Annotated in this window: 14 protein-coding genes; 10 read left to right on the top strand and 4 right to left on the bottom strand. The window is 52.7% G+C overall.

Annotated features, from left to right (window positions below; genetic code table 11):
• Positions 1-331: 331 nt before the first annotated feature.
• Both J4E05_RS21835 and J4E05_RS21830 read right to left on the bottom strand, forming a co-directional pair.
• Positions 332-2,290, bottom strand: a complete 1,959-nt coding sequence (locus J4E05_RS21835; protein ID WP_349600142.1) for a 3-hydroxyacyl-CoA dehydrogenase NAD-binding domain-containing protein — start codon at positions 2,288-2,290, stop codon at positions 332-334.
• Position 2,291: 1 nt separating this feature from the next.
• Positions 2,292-3,140, bottom strand: a complete 849-nt coding sequence (locus tag J4E05_RS21830; RefSeq protein WP_349600139.1) for a hormone-sensitive lipase — start codon at positions 3,138-3,140, stop codon at positions 2,292-2,294.
• 217 nt (positions 3,141-3,357) lie between these two features.
• On the opposite strand from J4E05_RS21830, the gene J4E05_RS21825 reads away from it, so the two are divergent.
• From J4E05_RS21825 to J4E05_RS21780, 10 genes are read left to right on the top strand one after another with little or no spacing between them, the layout of a single operon-like run.
• The gene (locus J4E05_RS21825) at positions 3,358-5,652 is read left to right on the top strand and encodes a bifunctional salicylyl-CoA 5-hydroxylase/oxidoreductase (protein ID WP_349600136.1); all 2,295 of its coding nucleotides are present in this window, start codon (positions 3,358-3,360) and stop codon (positions 5,650-5,652) included.
• Between the two features lie 3 nt (positions 5,653-5,655).
• Positions 5,656-6,417, top strand: a complete 762-nt coding sequence (locus tag J4E05_RS21820; protein WP_349600134.1) for an SDR family NAD(P)-dependent oxidoreductase — start codon at positions 5,656-5,658, stop codon at positions 6,415-6,417.
• Positions 6,418-6,419: 2 nt separating this feature from the next.
• A complete protein-coding gene (locus tag J4E05_RS21815; RefSeq protein WP_349600131.1) occupies positions 6,420-6,911 on the top strand; it encodes a MarR family winged helix-turn-helix transcriptional regulator in 492 nt (163 codons plus the stop codon).
• Entirely contained in the window at positions 6,904-7,716 is an 813-nt protein-coding gene (locus J4E05_RS21810) for an enoyl-CoA hydratase family protein (RefSeq protein ID WP_349600128.1), read from the top strand. The genes J4E05_RS21815 and J4E05_RS21810 overlap by 8 nt, the downstream gene beginning before the upstream one ends.
• Entirely contained in the window at positions 7,716-8,876 is a 1,161-nt protein-coding gene (locus J4E05_RS21805; protein ID WP_503012361.1) for an acyl-CoA dehydrogenase family protein, read from the top strand. Before J4E05_RS21810 ends, J4E05_RS21805 begins: the two co-directional genes overlap by 1 nt.
• Before the next feature lie 15 nt (positions 8,877-8,891).
• Positions 8,892-10,517 carry an AMP-binding protein gene (locus tag J4E05_RS21800; RefSeq protein WP_085591310.1) on the top strand — a complete coding sequence of 542 codons (1,626 nt, stop codon included), beginning with the start codon at positions 8,892-8,894 and terminating at the stop codon, positions 10,515-10,517.
• Positions 10,514-11,707, top strand: coding sequence for a kynureninase (gene kynU, locus J4E05_RS21795; protein WP_349600125.1), 1,194 nt, complete (start codon positions 10,514-10,516; stop codon positions 11,705-11,707). Before J4E05_RS21800 ends, kynU begins: the two co-directional genes overlap by 4 nt.
• Positions 11,704-12,549, top strand: coding sequence for a tryptophan 2,3-dioxygenase (gene kynA, locus J4E05_RS21790; protein WP_349600122.1), 846 nt, complete (start codon positions 11,704-11,706; stop codon positions 12,547-12,549). Before kynU ends, kynA begins: the two co-directional genes overlap by 4 nt.
• Positions 12,549-13,037, top strand: a complete 489-nt coding sequence (locus J4E05_RS21785; RefSeq protein ID WP_349600119.1) for an acyl-CoA thioesterase — start codon at positions 12,549-12,551, stop codon at positions 13,035-13,037. The genes kynA and J4E05_RS21785 overlap by 1 nt, the downstream gene beginning before the upstream one ends.
• A complete protein-coding gene (locus J4E05_RS21780) occupies positions 13,027-13,425 on the top strand; it encodes a RidA family protein (protein WP_349600116.1) in 399 nt (132 codons plus the stop codon). The genes J4E05_RS21785 and J4E05_RS21780 overlap by 11 nt, the downstream gene beginning before the upstream one ends.
• Positions 13,426-13,913: 488 nt before the next feature.
• Here the strand turns inward: J4E05_RS21780 and J4E05_RS21775 are convergent, their stop codons facing one another.
• A complete protein-coding gene (locus J4E05_RS21775; protein WP_349600113.1) occupies positions 13,914-15,608 on the bottom strand; it encodes a hypothetical protein in 1,695 nt (564 codons plus the stop codon).
• Positions 15,609-15,788: 180 nt separating this feature from the next.
• Complete coding sequence (locus tag J4E05_RS21770; RefSeq protein ID WP_349600111.1) at positions 15,789-16,841, bottom strand: ABC transporter ATP-binding protein; 1,053 nt, start codon at positions 16,839-16,841, stop codon at positions 15,789-15,791.

The following is a 16,841-nucleotide window of genomic DNA, read 5'->3' as shown; positions in this document are numbered from 1 at the left end:
AAATGTGATTTTTCTGATGTATCGCGCAGGATAAGGATTTTGTCAAAATAGCAATTCTGACAAATTATTACAAAAGTATCGCTAAAATTTGAGAATCCGAATTTATTATTGGAACAGATGTTCCTATATGGCAGCTTTACACGGAATACATGTATTTTTATTTCTATTTTTTGATGGTGTTCCGTGGTTCCAAAACTTTATATTCGATCTAATACTATTTAAGGTTTCGGGGGCTTCGCCTGGCCCTGTTTTGTCGGGCCGGCAGTTTTTAATCGGCTACCTGCAGGGGATTCATCTTTGCCCGTGGTCGCAAAAACCGAATTGGGGCAAATCATAGCTCCATAAACATCGGGCCGCCCCGCCAACGTGGAAAGCCGTAACCATTGATCATGACCACATCGATTGCGTCGGGGCTTGAGGCGATTCCTTCTACCAATATTTTGTGCCCTTCGTTTTGCATGGCCCCAATAATGGTTGTCATGATCTGATCGTGGGTAAAATGACGGCGGAGAATGCCTTTTCTAGCTGATTCCTGTTCGATCATTTTGGCAACATCAGGGTCAGGGACAGGAGCAGCTTTTGGACTGTTATATAAAAACCAGCCCGCACCGGATTTGCGACCAAACCGGCCCCGTTCACACAGATAATCGCCCAGTGCGACATAGCGTTCGTTCGGATCGCGGGTATTGGATTGTCGTTTGCGGGTATTCCATGAAATTTCCAGTCCCGCCATGTCTTGCATGGCAAACAGGCCCATTGGAAAGCCAAATTCTGTCATGGCGGCATCAATTTGTTCGGGATAAGCGCCATCCTCGATCATATATTCGCATTGTTTGCGATAGGCCGACATGATGCGGTTGCCAATGAAGCCGTCACAAACACCGGTAGGAACTGCAATTTTGCCAAGGGAACGGGCAAAGGCCAATGCTGTTGCCATTGTTTGCGAATTGGCCGTATCGGTGCGGACGACTTCCAGCAATTTCATGATATGGGCGGGTGAGAAAAAATGCAGGCCAATGACCCGTTCCGGATGGTTGACCATCGCCGCCAGCGCATTAATATCAAGATAGGATGTGTTCGATGCAATCAGGGTTTGAGGGCTGACAACTGCATCAATGGCGGCAAAAACCGCTTTTTTGATCTCGAAATCCTCAAACACGGCTTCGATAACCAGTTCGCAGTTTGCCAGTGCCGTATAATCAATGCTGCCCCGAAACCGGCTTAGGTGCTGGTCGTAAACCGTGTCGGAAATAATGTTTCGATTCCGGCTGCTTTGTAAATGGTGTGTCACCATTTGCCGCCCTTTTTCAAGGGCATTTTCGTCGCATTCGATCAGGGTGACAGTGTAACCTGCCAACAGGCACGCGGTGGCAATACCTGCCCCCATCATGCCGCCGCCGATAATACCAACGGCGTTCATTTGCGCCGGTTTGATGCCGTTAAGACCGGCCAGTTTACCAACACTTCGTTCAGCCATAAAAACATGGCGCAAGGCACGGGATTGCGCGCTATCGCGCAGCTTTAGAAATTGTTGGCGTTCCTGGGTTAAGGCATCATGTTCTGGCAGGGACAAACCGTCACGGATGGTTTCGATCGCTATTATTGGCGCATGTGCACCACGCGCTTTGGATGCTGTTTTTTCCAAAAGCTGGTCCCAGTTTATTGGGGTATTCGACGTATCCGGGGTCTCGCGGTTTGTTAATGCCGGGGGTAATGGTGCGTTGGCGATTGTTTGTGCGAAGGCAATGGCTGCCTGCCGTAAATCCTGATCCGCGATTTGGTCAATCAAACCCCAGTCTTGCGCCTGGGCGGCGGAAACCGGTTTACCTTCGGCAATAAGGGTGCAGGCATGTTGTGCGCCAATCAGCCGGGGTGTCCTTACGGTACCACCAGCACCGGGAATTAAACCCAGCTGAACCTCGGGAAATCCAAGTTTTGTGCTGGCCGCCGCGATGCGATAATGGCAACCAAGGGCAATTTCCAGTCCGCCGCCAAGAACGGTTCCGTGTAATGCAGCGACCAGCGGGACTTGCAAGGTTTCCAACTGCAAAATAACATCGGGCAATAGCGGTGGCTGTGCCGGTTGGTTAAATTCGGTTATGTCGGCCCCTGCGATAAAGGTTTTGCCGGTGCAATATAAAACGGCAGCCGTAACGGTGGTGTTTTGCGCAATCTGGTTAATCGCATCCATCAAACCTGCCCTTACTGCATGGCTCGTGGCATTGATGGGCGGGTTATCAATGCAAATAAGTGCAACAGATCCTGAAAACTCTACCGAAACGACAGTCATTTTATTCTCCATCCTCGATAATTCCGGCCAAAAGGCAGCAAGTCATGTCTGATTGCGGGTCGGCAAGGTCATCAATGACATTGAAATGGTGCTTGTCCGGGGCATGAATGCTTTGGGTGGTTGCGCCAAGGCCGGTCCAGATATTTGCGAGAAGGTCATTCTGACGGATAAATTCGGGGCGTTCGTTTGCCCCGACCCAGCAGGTTATTTGTATTGGCTTGCCCGGTGGTTGTGCAGGCCTCAGCAAGGCTGCACTTTCAGCATTTGCTTCGTAGTCATCAATTTTCAGGGTGTCATTCATTGCTGTTCGGCACAGTGGGCGTAGATCGTGAAGGCCGCTGATCGACATGACATGGCCAATGCGCGCCAGTGTTGTCAATGATACGGGGGTGTTGGCGCAAACCATGCGGCTTACCAGATGCCCGCCCGCCGAATGACCGGTTAAATGAATGGGGCCATTGATCGTGCCTGCGACATGGTCAATCGCGGTGCCGATCTGACGGGTTATGTCTGACAGTCGCGCCTCGGGAGCCAGACTGTAACCGGGCAGGCAAACCGCCCATCCCTGTTTAAGGGCGCCATTCGCGAAATGGGACCAGTATGATTTGTCAAACGCCTTCCAGTATCCGCCATGCACAAATACAACTACGCCTTGGGGTGTCCCGGCGGGTAAAAACAGGTCGTATTTTTCGCGATCACTGATGCCATAGGGTACATCCAGCCGTGCCTGATTGCGCGTCAACATGTTGGTGCGAAAATCGGCCGCCGCCGTTGCCCATGCGGGCGGATAGCTGGCAGCGTCTTCAATATGGTCACCGTTGGCATAGGCGTCGTCCCAGTCCGTAATCATGGCGGGTCCTTAATTTTTATATTACTTACGATGGCATCTGCTGGTGGCACTGCGTGACACTGGTAATTTTGCCTATTCGCATTTGCCCTGTTGCATACAGCCTAGCCAGTTCTGAAATTAGTTTAAACATAAAATATTTATGCTTGAACTAAATAAAATCCGGGCGTACCGTATTTTCATTCATCCCGCATCATAGCGACAACAAAAGGGGGATCAGGTGAGGATAGCATGTCTGGGTGGCGGTCCGGCGGGGCTGTATTTTGCTATTTCAATGAAGCTGCGCGATCCTTCGCACGAGGTCGTTGTTTTTGAGCGTAATCAGCCCGATGACACTTTTGGCTGGGGGGTCGTTCTGTCGGACGAAACCCTGACCAATCTGGCGGAAAATGATGCAAAAAGTGCGGCCGCCATTCGGGAAAATTTTTCCTATTGGGACGACGTTTCTGTTCATTTTCGGGATCAGGCCATTGTTTCAACCGGGCACGGGTTTTGTGGCATTGGCCGTAAAAAACTTTTGATTTTGTTACAGCAACGCGCCCGCGATGTGGGGGTTGACCTGCGCTTTGGCGCCGAGGTTGAAAGTGCCCGTACTCTGGCTGCGGAATATGACCTGGTTGTGGCGTGTGACGGCCTGAATTCGCGTACCCGCACCGAACTGGCCCCGCATTTCCAGCCCGATATAGATACCCGGAAATGCAAGTTTGTCTGGCTTGGCACTCATCAAAAATTCAACGATGCCTTCACCTTCATTTTTGAAGAAACCGATAAAGGCTGGGTGTGGGCGCACGCCTATCAGTTTGACGACGATACAGCGACCTTCATTGTTGAATGTTCCGAGGAAACCTGGGCCGCCTATGGCTTTGCTGCCATGAGCAAGGAACAATCCATTGCGACCTGCGAAGCAATTTTTGCCAAACATTTGGGTGGCAATGCCCTGATATCGAATGCCAACCATATTCGCGGGTCGGCCTGGCTGAGTTTTCCGCGTGTGTTGTGCAAAAGCTGGTCGCACGAGAATATCGTTTTGATGGGTGATGCAGCGGCAACCGCGCATTTTTCCATCGGATCGGGCACAAAACTGGCATTGGAAAGCGCAATTGCACTGGCGCAATATGTACACACCGAAGCCGATTTGCCCGCTGCCTTTGCCAAATATGAAGATGAAAGACGGCTGGAGGTTTTGCGTCTGCAATCGGCGGCCCGCAATTCGATGGAATGGTTCGAAGAAATCGAACGTTATTTCAGCCTTGATCCGGTGCAGTTTACCTATTCATTGCTAACCCGGTCCCAGCGTATTAGCCACGAAAATTTGCGCCTGCGCGATCCTTCATGGTTGGGGCAGGCCGAAAACTGGTTTCAGCATTCAGCCGGTATTACCACGGTTGAAGCCCCGCGCCACCCGATGTTTGTGCCCTTCAAGCTGCGCGACATGATGCTTAAAAATCGCATTGTTGTATCGCCCATGGCCCAATACAAGGCGGTTGACGGTACCCCGACGGATTGGCATCTGGTGCATTACGCAGAACGGGCCAAAGGCGGGGCCGGGCTGGTTTATACCGAAATGACCTGTGTGTCGCCCGAAGGCCGCATTACACCGGGTTGCCCGGGCCTTTACGACCCCGCTCATGAAACGGCCTGGGCCCGCATTGTTAATTTTGTTCACGCAGAAACCGATGCAAAGATATGCGCGCAAATTGGCCATTCCGGTGCCAAGGGGTCAACCCAACTGGGTTGGGAAGAAATGGATGCGCCGCTTTTAAGCGATAATTGGCCGATTATGGCCGCCTCAGACGTTGCATGGTCGGCGCGTAATCAAACCCCGCGCGCCATGACCCGCGATGATATGGACCAGGTGCGTGACCAGTTTGTGGCATCGGCGCAAATGGCGGATCGTGCCGGGTTTGACATGGTCGAAATTCATGCCGCGCACGGTTATTTGCTGTCATCCTTTATAACACCGCTTAGCAATCGTCGGGATGATGCCTATGGCGGTAGCCTTGAAAACCGGATGCGTTATCCGCTGGAGGTTATCCTGGCGGTGCGCGCGGTTTGGCCCGATCATAAGCCGCTTGCAGTACGTATTTCGGCCAATGACTGGGTCGGTGACGCCGGTATTACGCCTGAAGACGCAGTTGAAATTGCCAAAATCCTGAAAGCAAACGGCGTTGATATTTGCGATGTTTCTGCCGGACAAACCACCACGGATGCTCGTCCGGTTTATGGCCGCATGTTCCAAACCCCGTTTTCCGACCGTATCCGCAATGAAGCCGACATTGCGACAATGGCGGTGGGTAATATTTATGAACCGGACCATGCCAATTCGATATTGATGGCCGGTCGGGCAGACCTTGTATGCCTTGCGCGTCCGCACCTTGCCGATCCGTATTGGACCTTGCACGCTGCCGCACAACTTGGCAACCGCACCGAAGAATGGCCCAAACCCTATCACCCGGGGCGCGATCAGATGTGGCGTTTGGCCGAACGCACCGATCAAATGACCGGAAAGGTGTAAGTGATGGCTGATCTGGCCGTGAAAACAGCCCTGATAACGGGCGGTGGCAGTGGTGTTGGTGCCGAGATGGCTCAATTTCTGGCCGCTCAGGGTATGCGGGTGGTGATTACCGGGCGCAACAAAGATGCGCTTGGCAAAATTGCCGCCTTACATGATGCCATTGTGCCGATGGTGGCCGATGTGACCGACCAGGCATCGATGGTCAACCTGTTTGACGGCGTGGTAAAACAGGTTGGTATGCCTGATGTGGTGGTTGCCAATGCCGGTATGGCGACAAGTGCCCCTTTTGGTAAAACCACATTTGATAGCTGGCAGGAAACCATCAACGTCAACTTGACGGGAACATTCCACACGTTTCAACAAGGCCTGCGGGTGATGGACAAAGCCAAACCGGGCCGGTTAATTGCCATTGCGTCAACGGCCGGGCTTAAGGGGTATGGCTATGTTGCGCCTTATTGTGCGGCCAAGCATGGTGTTGTCGGTTTGGTGAAGGCATTGGCGGCCGAACTTGCGGGCAGTGCCATTACAGTTAATGCTGTTTGCCCCGGTTTTACCGATACGCCGATGCTGGCACAGTCGATTGCCAATATCGCGCAGAAAACCGGTATGAGCATGGATGATGCTCGTGCGAACCTGGCAAAAATTAATCCACAGAATCGCTTTATCACGCCTCGCGAAGTTGCCGAAACCGTGCTGTGGCTGTGCCAGCGTGGGGCAGGGTCGATGACCGGGCAGGCGATTTCGGTGTCAGGGGGGGAAATATGAAAATGGATGATCCGAACCTTTCGCGCCCGGAAACAGGCGAAGAAACCAGCGACCTTTCAAAGGCGCGTTTGCGGGCCTGGTTGCAAATATTGCGGGTTTCGCGCCAAATCGAAGGTGAGTTACGCGAAAAAATGCGGGTGGAATATGACAGCACCCTGCCCAGGTTTGATGTGATGGCCGCCCTTTACCGCGCCAAAGACGGCCTGCGCATGAGTGCGCTGTCAAAATCGCTCATGGTGTCGAACGGTAATGTCACCGGCATTGTCGAACGGCTGGTGAATGAAGGCATGGTGACGCGCGTGGCGGTGGAAAATGACCGTCGTGCCCTGATTGTAAAACTGACCGACGAAGGCCGTGCCGATTTTGCCCGCCGCGCCCTGGTGCATGAAGGCTGGGTCAGCGATTTGTTTGACGGCATGAATGCCGAGGATGCCAACGATTTGATTGCCATTTTACGGCGTGTGCAAAGCCGAAAGGGACAGACCCATGACTGATATGAGCCATTTTCAGCCCCTCCATTTTAGATGGCGGATGGAAGGTGATGTTGCGGTGGTGTCGCTGGACCGGCCGGATCGCAAAAACCCGCTAACATTTGAAAGCTATGCCGAACTGCGCGACATGTTTCGCGCTTTGCCGCAATGCGATGATGTGAAGGCGGTTGTTTTTGCCTCGAACGGGGGCAATTTTTGTTCGGGTGGTGATGTTCACGATATTATCGGCCCGCTGATCGACAAGGATATGAAGGGTCTTTTGGCCTTTACCCGGTTAACGGGCGATTTGGTTAAATCGATGGTGGCTTGTGGCAAACCCGTAATTGCGGCGGTGGACGGCGTGTGTGTGGGGGCGGGCGCGATTATTGCGATGGCGTCGGATCTGCGGCTGGCGACGGTCAATGCCAAAACAGCGTTTTTGTTTACCCGTGTTGGCCTGGCGGGCTGTGATATGGGCGCATGTGCCATATTACCGCGCATTATTGGCCAGGGTCGGGCGGCAGAACTGCTGTATACCGGACGTTCCATGAGCGCCGAAGAAGGCGAAAAATGGGGGTTTTATAACCGGATTGTCGATGTCGAAATACTGGAAAGCGATGCCATTGCACTGGCGAAGCGCATTGCCGCAGGCCCCAATTTCGGCCACATGATGACCAAAACCATGCTGGTGCAGGAATGGAATATGGGCATTGAACAGGCAATAGAGGCCGAAGCCCAGGCGCAAGCCCTGTGTATGCAAACCGCCGATTTCAAACGCGCCTATGATGCTTTTGTTGCCCGCGAAAAGCCGGTTTTCAAAGGGGACTGATGATGGGCGATACATCATGGCGCGATTGGCCGTTTTTTAACGATACCCACCGGGAATTGGCCGAAAGGCTGGATGTTTGGGCAATCGAAAATCTTCAAGCGGTTGATCATGGTAATGTGGACGACAGTTGCCGCGCCCTTGTTGCCAAGCTGGCACGGGGCGGCTGGTTAACCAACGCCACAATAAACCCCGATGATGCGCAATCGCGCCTTGATGTGCGCAGCCTGTGTATCATCCGCGAAACATTGGCCCGCCATGATGGTTTGGCCGATTTCGCCTTTGCCATGCAGGGGCTGGGCAGCGGCGCGATTTCATTGTTTGGCACGGATGCACAAAAGGCCGAATGGCTACCACAGGTGCGCAATGGCACGGCATTGGCGGCCTTTGCCCTGACCGAACCGCAATCGGGGTCGGACGTTGCAAATATCACCTTATCGGCCACCCGTGATGGCGACAGCTTTGTGTTGAACGGTGAAAAAACCTGGATTTCCAATGGCGGCATTGCCGGTTTTTACGTTGTTTTTGCGCGCACGGGCGAAGGGGACGGAGCCAAAGGGCTGTCGGCTTTTATCGTGCCGGGTGATACGCCAGGGCTTGAAATTGCCGAGCGACTGGAAACCATTGCCCCGCATCCATTGGCGCGGTTGAAATTCACCGATTGCCGCATTCGCGCAAGCAACCGCATTGGCGCGGGCGGGCAGGGCTTTAAAATTGCCATGTCGGTGCTTGATGTTTTTCGTTCAACCGTTGCTGCGGCGGCCCTTGGCTTTGCCCGGCGTGCGTTAGATGAAACCGTAAATCGCGTGCAAAACAGGCATTTGTTTGGTGCGCCCCTGTTTGATTTGCAAATGGTGCAGGGGCATGTGGCCGATATGGCCCTGGATGTCGATAGCAGCGCGCTTTTGGTGTATCGCGCCGCGTGGCTAAAAGACAGCGGGGTCGCGCGCATCAGCCGCGAAGCCGCGATGGCGAAACTTTTTTCAACCGATCATGCTCAAACCGTCATCGACAAGGCGGTGCAAATTCATGGGGGCGATGGTGTGCGATCAGGGCACATCATTGAACGCCTGTACCGGGAGATCCGTGCCCTTCGGATTTATGAAGGCGCATCTGACGTCCAAAGAATAATCATCGCACGGCAAACGCTGGCACAGACATAATTCAGGGGCTTCATCATGCTTGGACCATCGGCGCATACAGATACCTTCACCCGCGATAATTTACCGCCAGCAAGCACCTGGCCGGAATTTTTGCTGGATGGCTTTGACTATCCCGACCATATCAATGTCGGGGTCGAACTGACAGACCGCATGGTTGATCTGGGATTTGGCGATAACACTGCCCTGATCGGCAATGGCCGCCAGCGCACTTACAAGGAATTATCGGACTGGACCAACCGTATCGCCCACGCCCTGGCCGAGGATTACGGGGTTGTACCGGGCAACCGGGTGTTGATCCGCTCGGCCAATAATCCGGCAATGGTGGCGTGCTGGCTGGCGGCGACGAAAATTGGCGCAGTGGTGGTTAATACCATGCCGATGTTGCGTGCAGGTGAACTTGGCAAAATTGTTGATAAGGCCGAAATTGCCTTTGCCTTGTGCGATACAAGGCTGATGGATGAAATGGTTGCCTGTGCCAAGGACAGCCGGTTTTTACAAAAGGTGATCGGCTTTGACGGCACCGCCAACCACGATGCCGAGCTTGACCGCGTTGCCCTGACCAAATCGGTGAAATTTACCGCTGTGAAAACCGGGCGCGATGATGTGGCCCTGCTGGGTTTTACATCCGGCACGACTGGCGACCCCAAGGCCACCATGCATTTCCATCGCGATCTTTTGATCATTGCCGATGCCTATGCCAAAGAAGTTCTGGCAGTGACGCCCGATGATGTGTTTGTCGGGTCGCCGCCCCTGGCCTTTACCTTTGGCCTGGGTGGTTTGGCAGTATTTCCATTGCGTTTTGGGGCAACCGCAACGCTTTTGGAAAAGGCATCGCCACCCAACATGATCGAAATTATCGAAACCTATAAGGCGACCATTTGCTTTACAGCACCCACGGCCTATCGGGCGATGTTGGCGGCAATGGAAGACGGGGCTGATTTGTCGTCGTTGCGCGCCGCCGTTTCAGCGGGCGAAACCTTGCCCGCCCCGGTTTACAAGGCATGGATGGAAAAAACCGGCAAACCGATGCTTGATGGCATTGGGTCGACCGAGATGTTGCACATCTTTATTTCCAACCGGTTTGGCGATAGCCACCCCGCCTGCACCGGGCGGCCGGTGACGGGCTTTCAGGCCCGCATCGTTGACGAAAACATGGATGATGTTGCGGTGGGGGCGGTGGGCCGCCTTGCAGTGCGTGGGCCAACCGGGTGTCGCTATTTGGCTGATGACCGACAGGGCGATTATGTACGCGATGGCTGGAATGTGACCGGGGATTCATTTTATTGCGATGAAGACGGTTATTTTCATTTTGCCGCACGCAGCGATGATATGATTATTTCAGCGGGTTATAATATTGCCGGGCCGGAAGTTGAGGCCGCATTGCTGGGGCACCCTGATGTGGCCGAATGTGCCGTGGTTTCGGCAAATGATGCCGATCGCGGGCAGATTGTGCAGGCCCATGTGGTGTTAAACGCCGGGGCCAATCCCTCGCCGGAAATGGCAAAACTGTTGCAAGACTATGTTAAGGCGACGATAGCGCCCTATAAATATCCCCGATCCATAATTTTCACCGACGCCCTGCCAAAAACGGCAACCGGCAAAATTCAGCGTTTCAGACTAAAACAGGAGCCCGCAGCATGACGGACTTTGCTGCCAGCAAGGCACTTTTTCATATGCCATCCGATGTGATTTATCTTGATGGCAATTCCCTTGGCCCGATGCCAAAGGCCGCGATAGAACGTGCGCGCGCCACCATTGCCGATCAGTGGGGCGAAATGCTTATTCGCGGCTGGAACGATGCTAACTGGATGGCCCTGCCGGGACGGGTGGGCAACCGCATTGCCCGCCTGATCGGCGCGCCAAATGGCAGCGTTGTCATGGGTGACACCTTGTCAATCAAGGTCTATCAGGCGCTGGCAAGTGCGCTGGAGCTTAATCCCGGTCGCAAGGTGGTTTTGTCTGATAACGGCAATTTCCCAACCGACCTTTATATGGCCCAGGGCCTGATTGACAGTTTGAAACAGGACCATGTGTTAAAAACGGTCAATCCCGAAGATGTGGTTGAAACCTTAAGCACCGATATTGCCGTGTTGATGTTAACCCAGGTCGATTATCGCACCGGGCGTATGCACGACATGGCGGCAATAACCAAGAAGGCTCAGGCGCTGGGCATTGTTGTCATTTGGGATCTGGCCCATTCCGCTGGGGCGGTGCCGGTTGATTTGACCGGGTGTAACGCCGAATTTGCCGTTGGCTGCACCTATAAATATTTTAATGGTGGCCCCGGTGCGCCGGCCTTTATTTATGTGCGCCCCGATCTGGTTGATCAGGTGCGCCCGGCCCTTTCGGGTTGGTTGGGGCACGCGGCTCCCTTTGCGTTTGAGTGCGATTACAAACCGGCCCCGGGTATTGAACGGATGCGCGTGGGTACGCCGCCGGTTATTCAACTGGCCATTCTTGATGCCGCACTTGATGTTTGGGATGATGTGGAAATGGCCGACATTCGGGCCAAATCCATTGAATTATGCGAACAGTTTATTGTCGGTGTTGAAAAAAGCTGCCCGATGCTTGAACTGGTTAGTCCGCGAAATGCCGAATGTCGCGGATCGCAAGTCTCTTTCCGGTGTGATGATGGTTATGCGGTGATGCAGGCCCTGATCGCGCGGGGTGTGATCGGCGATTTTCGCGCCCCCGATGTGATCCGTTTCGGGTTCACACCGCTTTATCTTGATGAAGCGGATGTGGAAGCCGGGATTAACATTTTGGCCGATATTATGGAAAACCGCCTGTGGGATGTTGCAGAATATAAAAAACGTCAGGCTGTGACATGAAAACCAAAAACACCCCCTATGATCCGTCTTCCGAAGGGGCGGAAACCGAGTTTTCCCGCAAAATGTCCTATGGCGATTATTTGTCGCTCGATGCGATTTTGACCGCGCAGCACCCCAAAAGTGACGCCCATGACGAAATGCTGTTTATCATTCAGCATCAAACGTCTGAGTTATGGATGAAACTGGCCATTCGCGAAATTGATGCGGCCCGCACGGCCATGCGGGCCGGGCAGTTGCAGCCGGCCTTTAAAATGCTGGCCCGAATATCGCGCATTTTTGAACAGCTTAATAACGCCTGGGATGTTTTGCGTACCATGACGCCCAGCGATTACACCACCTTTCGCGATGCGCTGGGGCCGTCATCCGGGTTTCAGTCGTGGCAATATCGCATGGTTGAATTCATGCTGGGTAACCGTAACAAGGCGATGCTAAAGCCCCATGCTCACCGGCCCGATATTTTGGCGATACTGGAAGCTGAATTGGCGAAACCCAGCCTGTATGACGAAGCGTTGTTGCTGCTCGACCAGTCTGGTGTTGCGGTGCCCGAGCTTGTTTTGAAACGTGATGTATCCGATGCTTATCAGCCCTCCGACGATGTGATTACAGCCTGGCAACAGGTCTATCAGTCGCCGCAAGATCATTGGCAATTATACGAGCTTGCCGAGAAGCTGGTCGATTTCGAAGATTATTTTCGCCGCTGGCGTTTTAACCATGTCACCACGGTGGAACGGGTTATTGGCTTTAAACGCGGCACGGGGGGCACAGGCGGGGTGTCCTATTTGAAACGGATGTTGGAGGTCGAACTGTTCCCCGAATTGTGGCGTGTGCGGACGGTGTTGTAATGGGGCAAAAGCTGGCTGGTGCTTCCATCGCTACATCGTCGTTTCGGTCCGCTTTTTGCTGCCGTCATAAGGTTGGGTTTGCGCATTGCGACCCGGCGGGGATTGTTTTTTATCCGCGTTATTTTGAAATGGTTAATGCCACGGTCGAAGAATGGTTTGAAACGGCATTGGGCTTCAGCTTTGCCAAAATCCACGGCGATATGGCCGCAGCAGTGCCAACCGCAGCCATCAATATCGACTTTCGGCATCCCAGCCGGTTAGGCGATGTGCTGGAATTTCGGCTTTATGTGACGCGGTTGGGGCGCAGCAGCATCGATTTATACATCACGGCGGCACCGGCTGATGACCAGGATGGACCGGATCGTTTTACCATGACATCGACGCTGGTTTTTACCCGCAAGGATGTTGCCGGGTCGGCACCCTGGCCCGCCGATTTGCGCACAGCGTTGCAACATCACATTAACAAACAGGACCAACATGATACATAAAATCGTGCAGCCCGAAGGCTGGACCGCACCGAAAGGTTATGCCAATGGCGTGCTGGCAAGCGGCAAAACCCTGTTTGTCGGTGGGCAGATCGGCTGGAACGAAAAGCAGGTATTTGAAGCCAGTGATTTTGTCGGCCAGATGGAGCAGGCCCTGCGCAATATCATGGCGGTAGTTGAGGCCGCAGATGGACGAGCTGAACATATTTGTCGCCTGACCTGGTATGTCACCGAAAAGCAGGATTATCTGAGCCATCAGCGCGAAGTCGGCGAAGCCTATCGCCGGGTTTTGGGCAAGCATTTCCCGGCCATGACAATGGTGGTGGTACGCGCTTTGGTTGAGGATGAGGCGTTGGTCGAGATCGAAGCAACGGCGGTTGTTCCCGACTAAAGCGCGTCATATTGCGAAAATGAAAATCGATACCGGCAATGGCAGGATATGCTTTTGCCGGTATTTTTGTGTTTGGCTCTGGATTGGGTGTGAAGGACATAAAAATTTTATCAGATAATTTTAAATGATCTTAAATGAATACTTTTGCAGAAAATATGCGCCGGAATTGCCTATTAGGCCGCTCGCGACGTGTCTAACGAGATTTTCAGGTTGTGTCGCCGTCACGACAGGCGTACGCAACTGCAATTGTTGTTTTAACCGTATTTTTGTTTCGTAATTAAATTGAAAACCACTGTCTTGCAGCAGGCGGCTTTTGCGGTCGTGCGCTACATTCTTGTTAATCAACGTTAGAACTGCTGTATTTCCGATACCGTTTCGATATCGATTCTATAATCGGCGTTGTTTGCTCGCGGCTTTTCCTTGTGCGGGCAAACTGTCGGCAAGGTTAGATTTTCGACATATGTTGCCATCGCTCTTAAAATGCCGGGTTATGTGCCATCCGGCTTCGGGACCTTGATTGTAAACGTCGCAGATTTTCCGGCCTTGTCGACCAGCATGAACGTTTGGATTGTTTCTTCGCCGATGCCTGCCTGATCCAGTTTCAGGGTGATCGGCTGGTCATTTATGGCGGTGCCATATGCGTACTCGGAGAATTTATCGCCTTGTTTTCTTTGCAAGCCAAAACCGGTTTCGTCACCCTGATAGAAAAGGTGAAATGGGGGCGTGCTTTCACCTTGGTTAGTCAGGGTAAATTCATCGCCGTTTTTCAGGGTGAATTCTGTTTCAGCCAAGGCAAGGCCGGGCGATAATTTCAGCAGCAGCACATTTCCCGCACCATGATCATCAATGAACCGGACTTGATAGTCGCCATATTGGTTGCCTGACCCGTTCCAGCCAAAAGCAAATTCAGTGTCGCCGTCTTCATTGAAACTGCGATCAATGGTTAATCCGTTCGGGCGGTGTGTCATGGTTGCACGGATGGGACGTTGGCCGCCAATGATGCTGACATTGGCAACCTTGCCAGCTTGCAATGAAACTTCGCTTTCGGTGAGGATCAACTGCGTTTCGATGCCGAGATTATTGCAATTGGCGAAATTAAAACTGTATGGCGTGAGCAGCGCTGCTTGCAATTTTTCGTGCAGTTCTTCCATCTCGGAATTCAGGGCATTGTATTCGTAAATGATTCCTAAAACTCTAGGCGCCGTATCTGCTGGGTTTGTGCCATCCTTTTGTGCTGTTAGCCTCTGGATATTGGTTTGCAATGCAGTTGAAACATCTAACGCCTTGTTTTCAAATCCTGAAAATGATGTGGCACGCGTCAGATAGCTTGTGGTGGTTCCTTGTACAGTTTCAAAAATTGTTGCCGGGTTAGGAAGGGTTTGATCCAAAAGGTCGCGCAGCTTGTCATCAAGCTCGATCAATGATTGGCTTATTTCCATGGCAGCTTTGTTGCCTTGCACATTGTGTTCGTCAATTGCACTTTGATCTTTGGCAACGGCTGTTTCAAAGTCGTTCATTTTTTGAGTAAGCGGCGTAAGTTCGTCGCGTAACGTCGGATATGATGTGATGATACCTGAGACTTTGTTTTTAAGCTTGGTATGTTTTGCAATAATATCAGATAGTTGTTGTTGATACTCTACGACTGGATCAGCCAGCAATCCGTTCGCACGGCGCATGATGCAGGCGGCGGCTTTGGCGCCGGCGCGGTAAATTTCGCGTTTTTGTTCGGGGGCCAGGATACTGGAGCCGGAATACAGCACAGCCGTACCTATGCCCAGCCCGGCAATCAGATTGTTGGAGTTATCGTCAATCGCCGCCCAGATGGTGCCTGCCGCAAGTCCGAGAATGCCCATATTAACAATGGTTTCACTGGTCGTGATGTCGTCGGCAGCATCGCGATAGCGTTTCCAGGTGATCAGGGCTGAGGCAAAGGCGAGACAGCCTTGTTGCGGGTACAGATCAGCAAGAATAATATTCCTGGCTTTGGTTGGTTGCTCGGTCCTGACACCACACAATTTGCGTTCCCACAAAGTTTCTTTTTTGCCAATGCCAACATTATCTGAAATGGGGGTATCGACGTTAGAAATCATTGCACAGCCCGAGACAGATAAAACTGCCAAAGTAAAAGCACTGCTGCGGATAAGCCGTGATCTATGCATGATATTCCCCTGTAAGTAGATCAACCCCAAGGTGTATTATTCCGGATTTTAATTCTTAAATAAACAAAAAATAGATTGAATAATGGATCTAATTTGAATCAATTGGAATTGGGGTAGTTAGCAGCAATTGGGGTTAGTCTGCTCACCTGCCTACATAATACAGGGCTGGCAGGTGAGTGGCATCAACATGCAATGCGCCATCCGCTACAGGATCGCCTGTGCTTTGCTGTCAAACAGATGCAGGTTCTCGGCATAAAAGGACAGGCCGACAGTTGCGCCGCTTTCAAGTTCGGAATAGCCGACAATGCGGACGGTAAACAGGCCGACATTTTCGATTTGGATATAGGCAAAGCTGTCTGATCCCAGATGTTCCATTACTTCGATTTGGCCGGTCAGAACGCCGTTGGCGGGGTCGGTCAGGGTGATATGTTCGGGGCGGATGCCAAAGCGGGTGGCGGTTTGTGCATTGCGCCCGGTGGCAAAGCGGCCACCCCCGGCAAAGATGATGGTTTCGCCCTCACCTTTGCATTCCGCGACATTCATTTTGGGCGAGCCGATGAATTGCGCGACAAAGAGATTGGCCGGGTGCCGGTACAGTTCCAGCGGGGTGCCAACCTGTTCGATCTGGCCTGCCTGCAATACAACAATTTTGCTGGCAAGGGTCATGGCCTCGACCTGATCATGGGTCACATAGATCATGGTGGCGGCCAGCTTTTTGTGCAGGCGGGCAATTTCCAGGCGCATTTCAACCCGTAACCCGGCATCCAGGTTTGAAAGCGGTTCGTCAAACAAAAATGCCTTGGGTTCACGCACGATGGCGCGGCCAATGGCAACGCGCTGGCGCTGCCCGCCGGAAAGTTCCTTGGGTTTGCGATCCAGCAACTGGTCGAGTTGCAAGGTGGCGGCGGCTTCATCGACCTTGGCTTTAATGTCGGCCTTGGCCATATGGGAAACTTCCAGCGCAAAGCCGACATTTTCGCGCACGGTTTTATGCGGGTAAAGCGCGTAAGACTGAAACACCATCGAAAGTTCGCGTTCTGCCGGCGGCTTGCCGGTTACATCATCGCCATCAATCAGGATTTGGCCGTCGCTGGCTTCCACAAGGCCGGCAATAAGGCGCAACAGGGTAGATTTGCCACAACCCGACGGGCCGACAAAAATCATCAAATCGCCTTCGTCGATGGTCAGGTCAATGCCCTTGATCACCTCGACATCGCGGAAGGATTTGCGCACATTGCGAAGTTCGATCTGACCCAT

Origin of the sequence: Thalassospira sp. NFXS8 (assembly GCF_040148805.1) — a bacterium.
Lineage (GTDB): Bacteria > Pseudomonadota > Alphaproteobacteria > Rhodospirillales > Thalassospiraceae > Thalassospira.
Note: the sequence above shows the minus strand (reverse complement) of the source record. Positions and strands in the feature narration are given on the sequence as shown.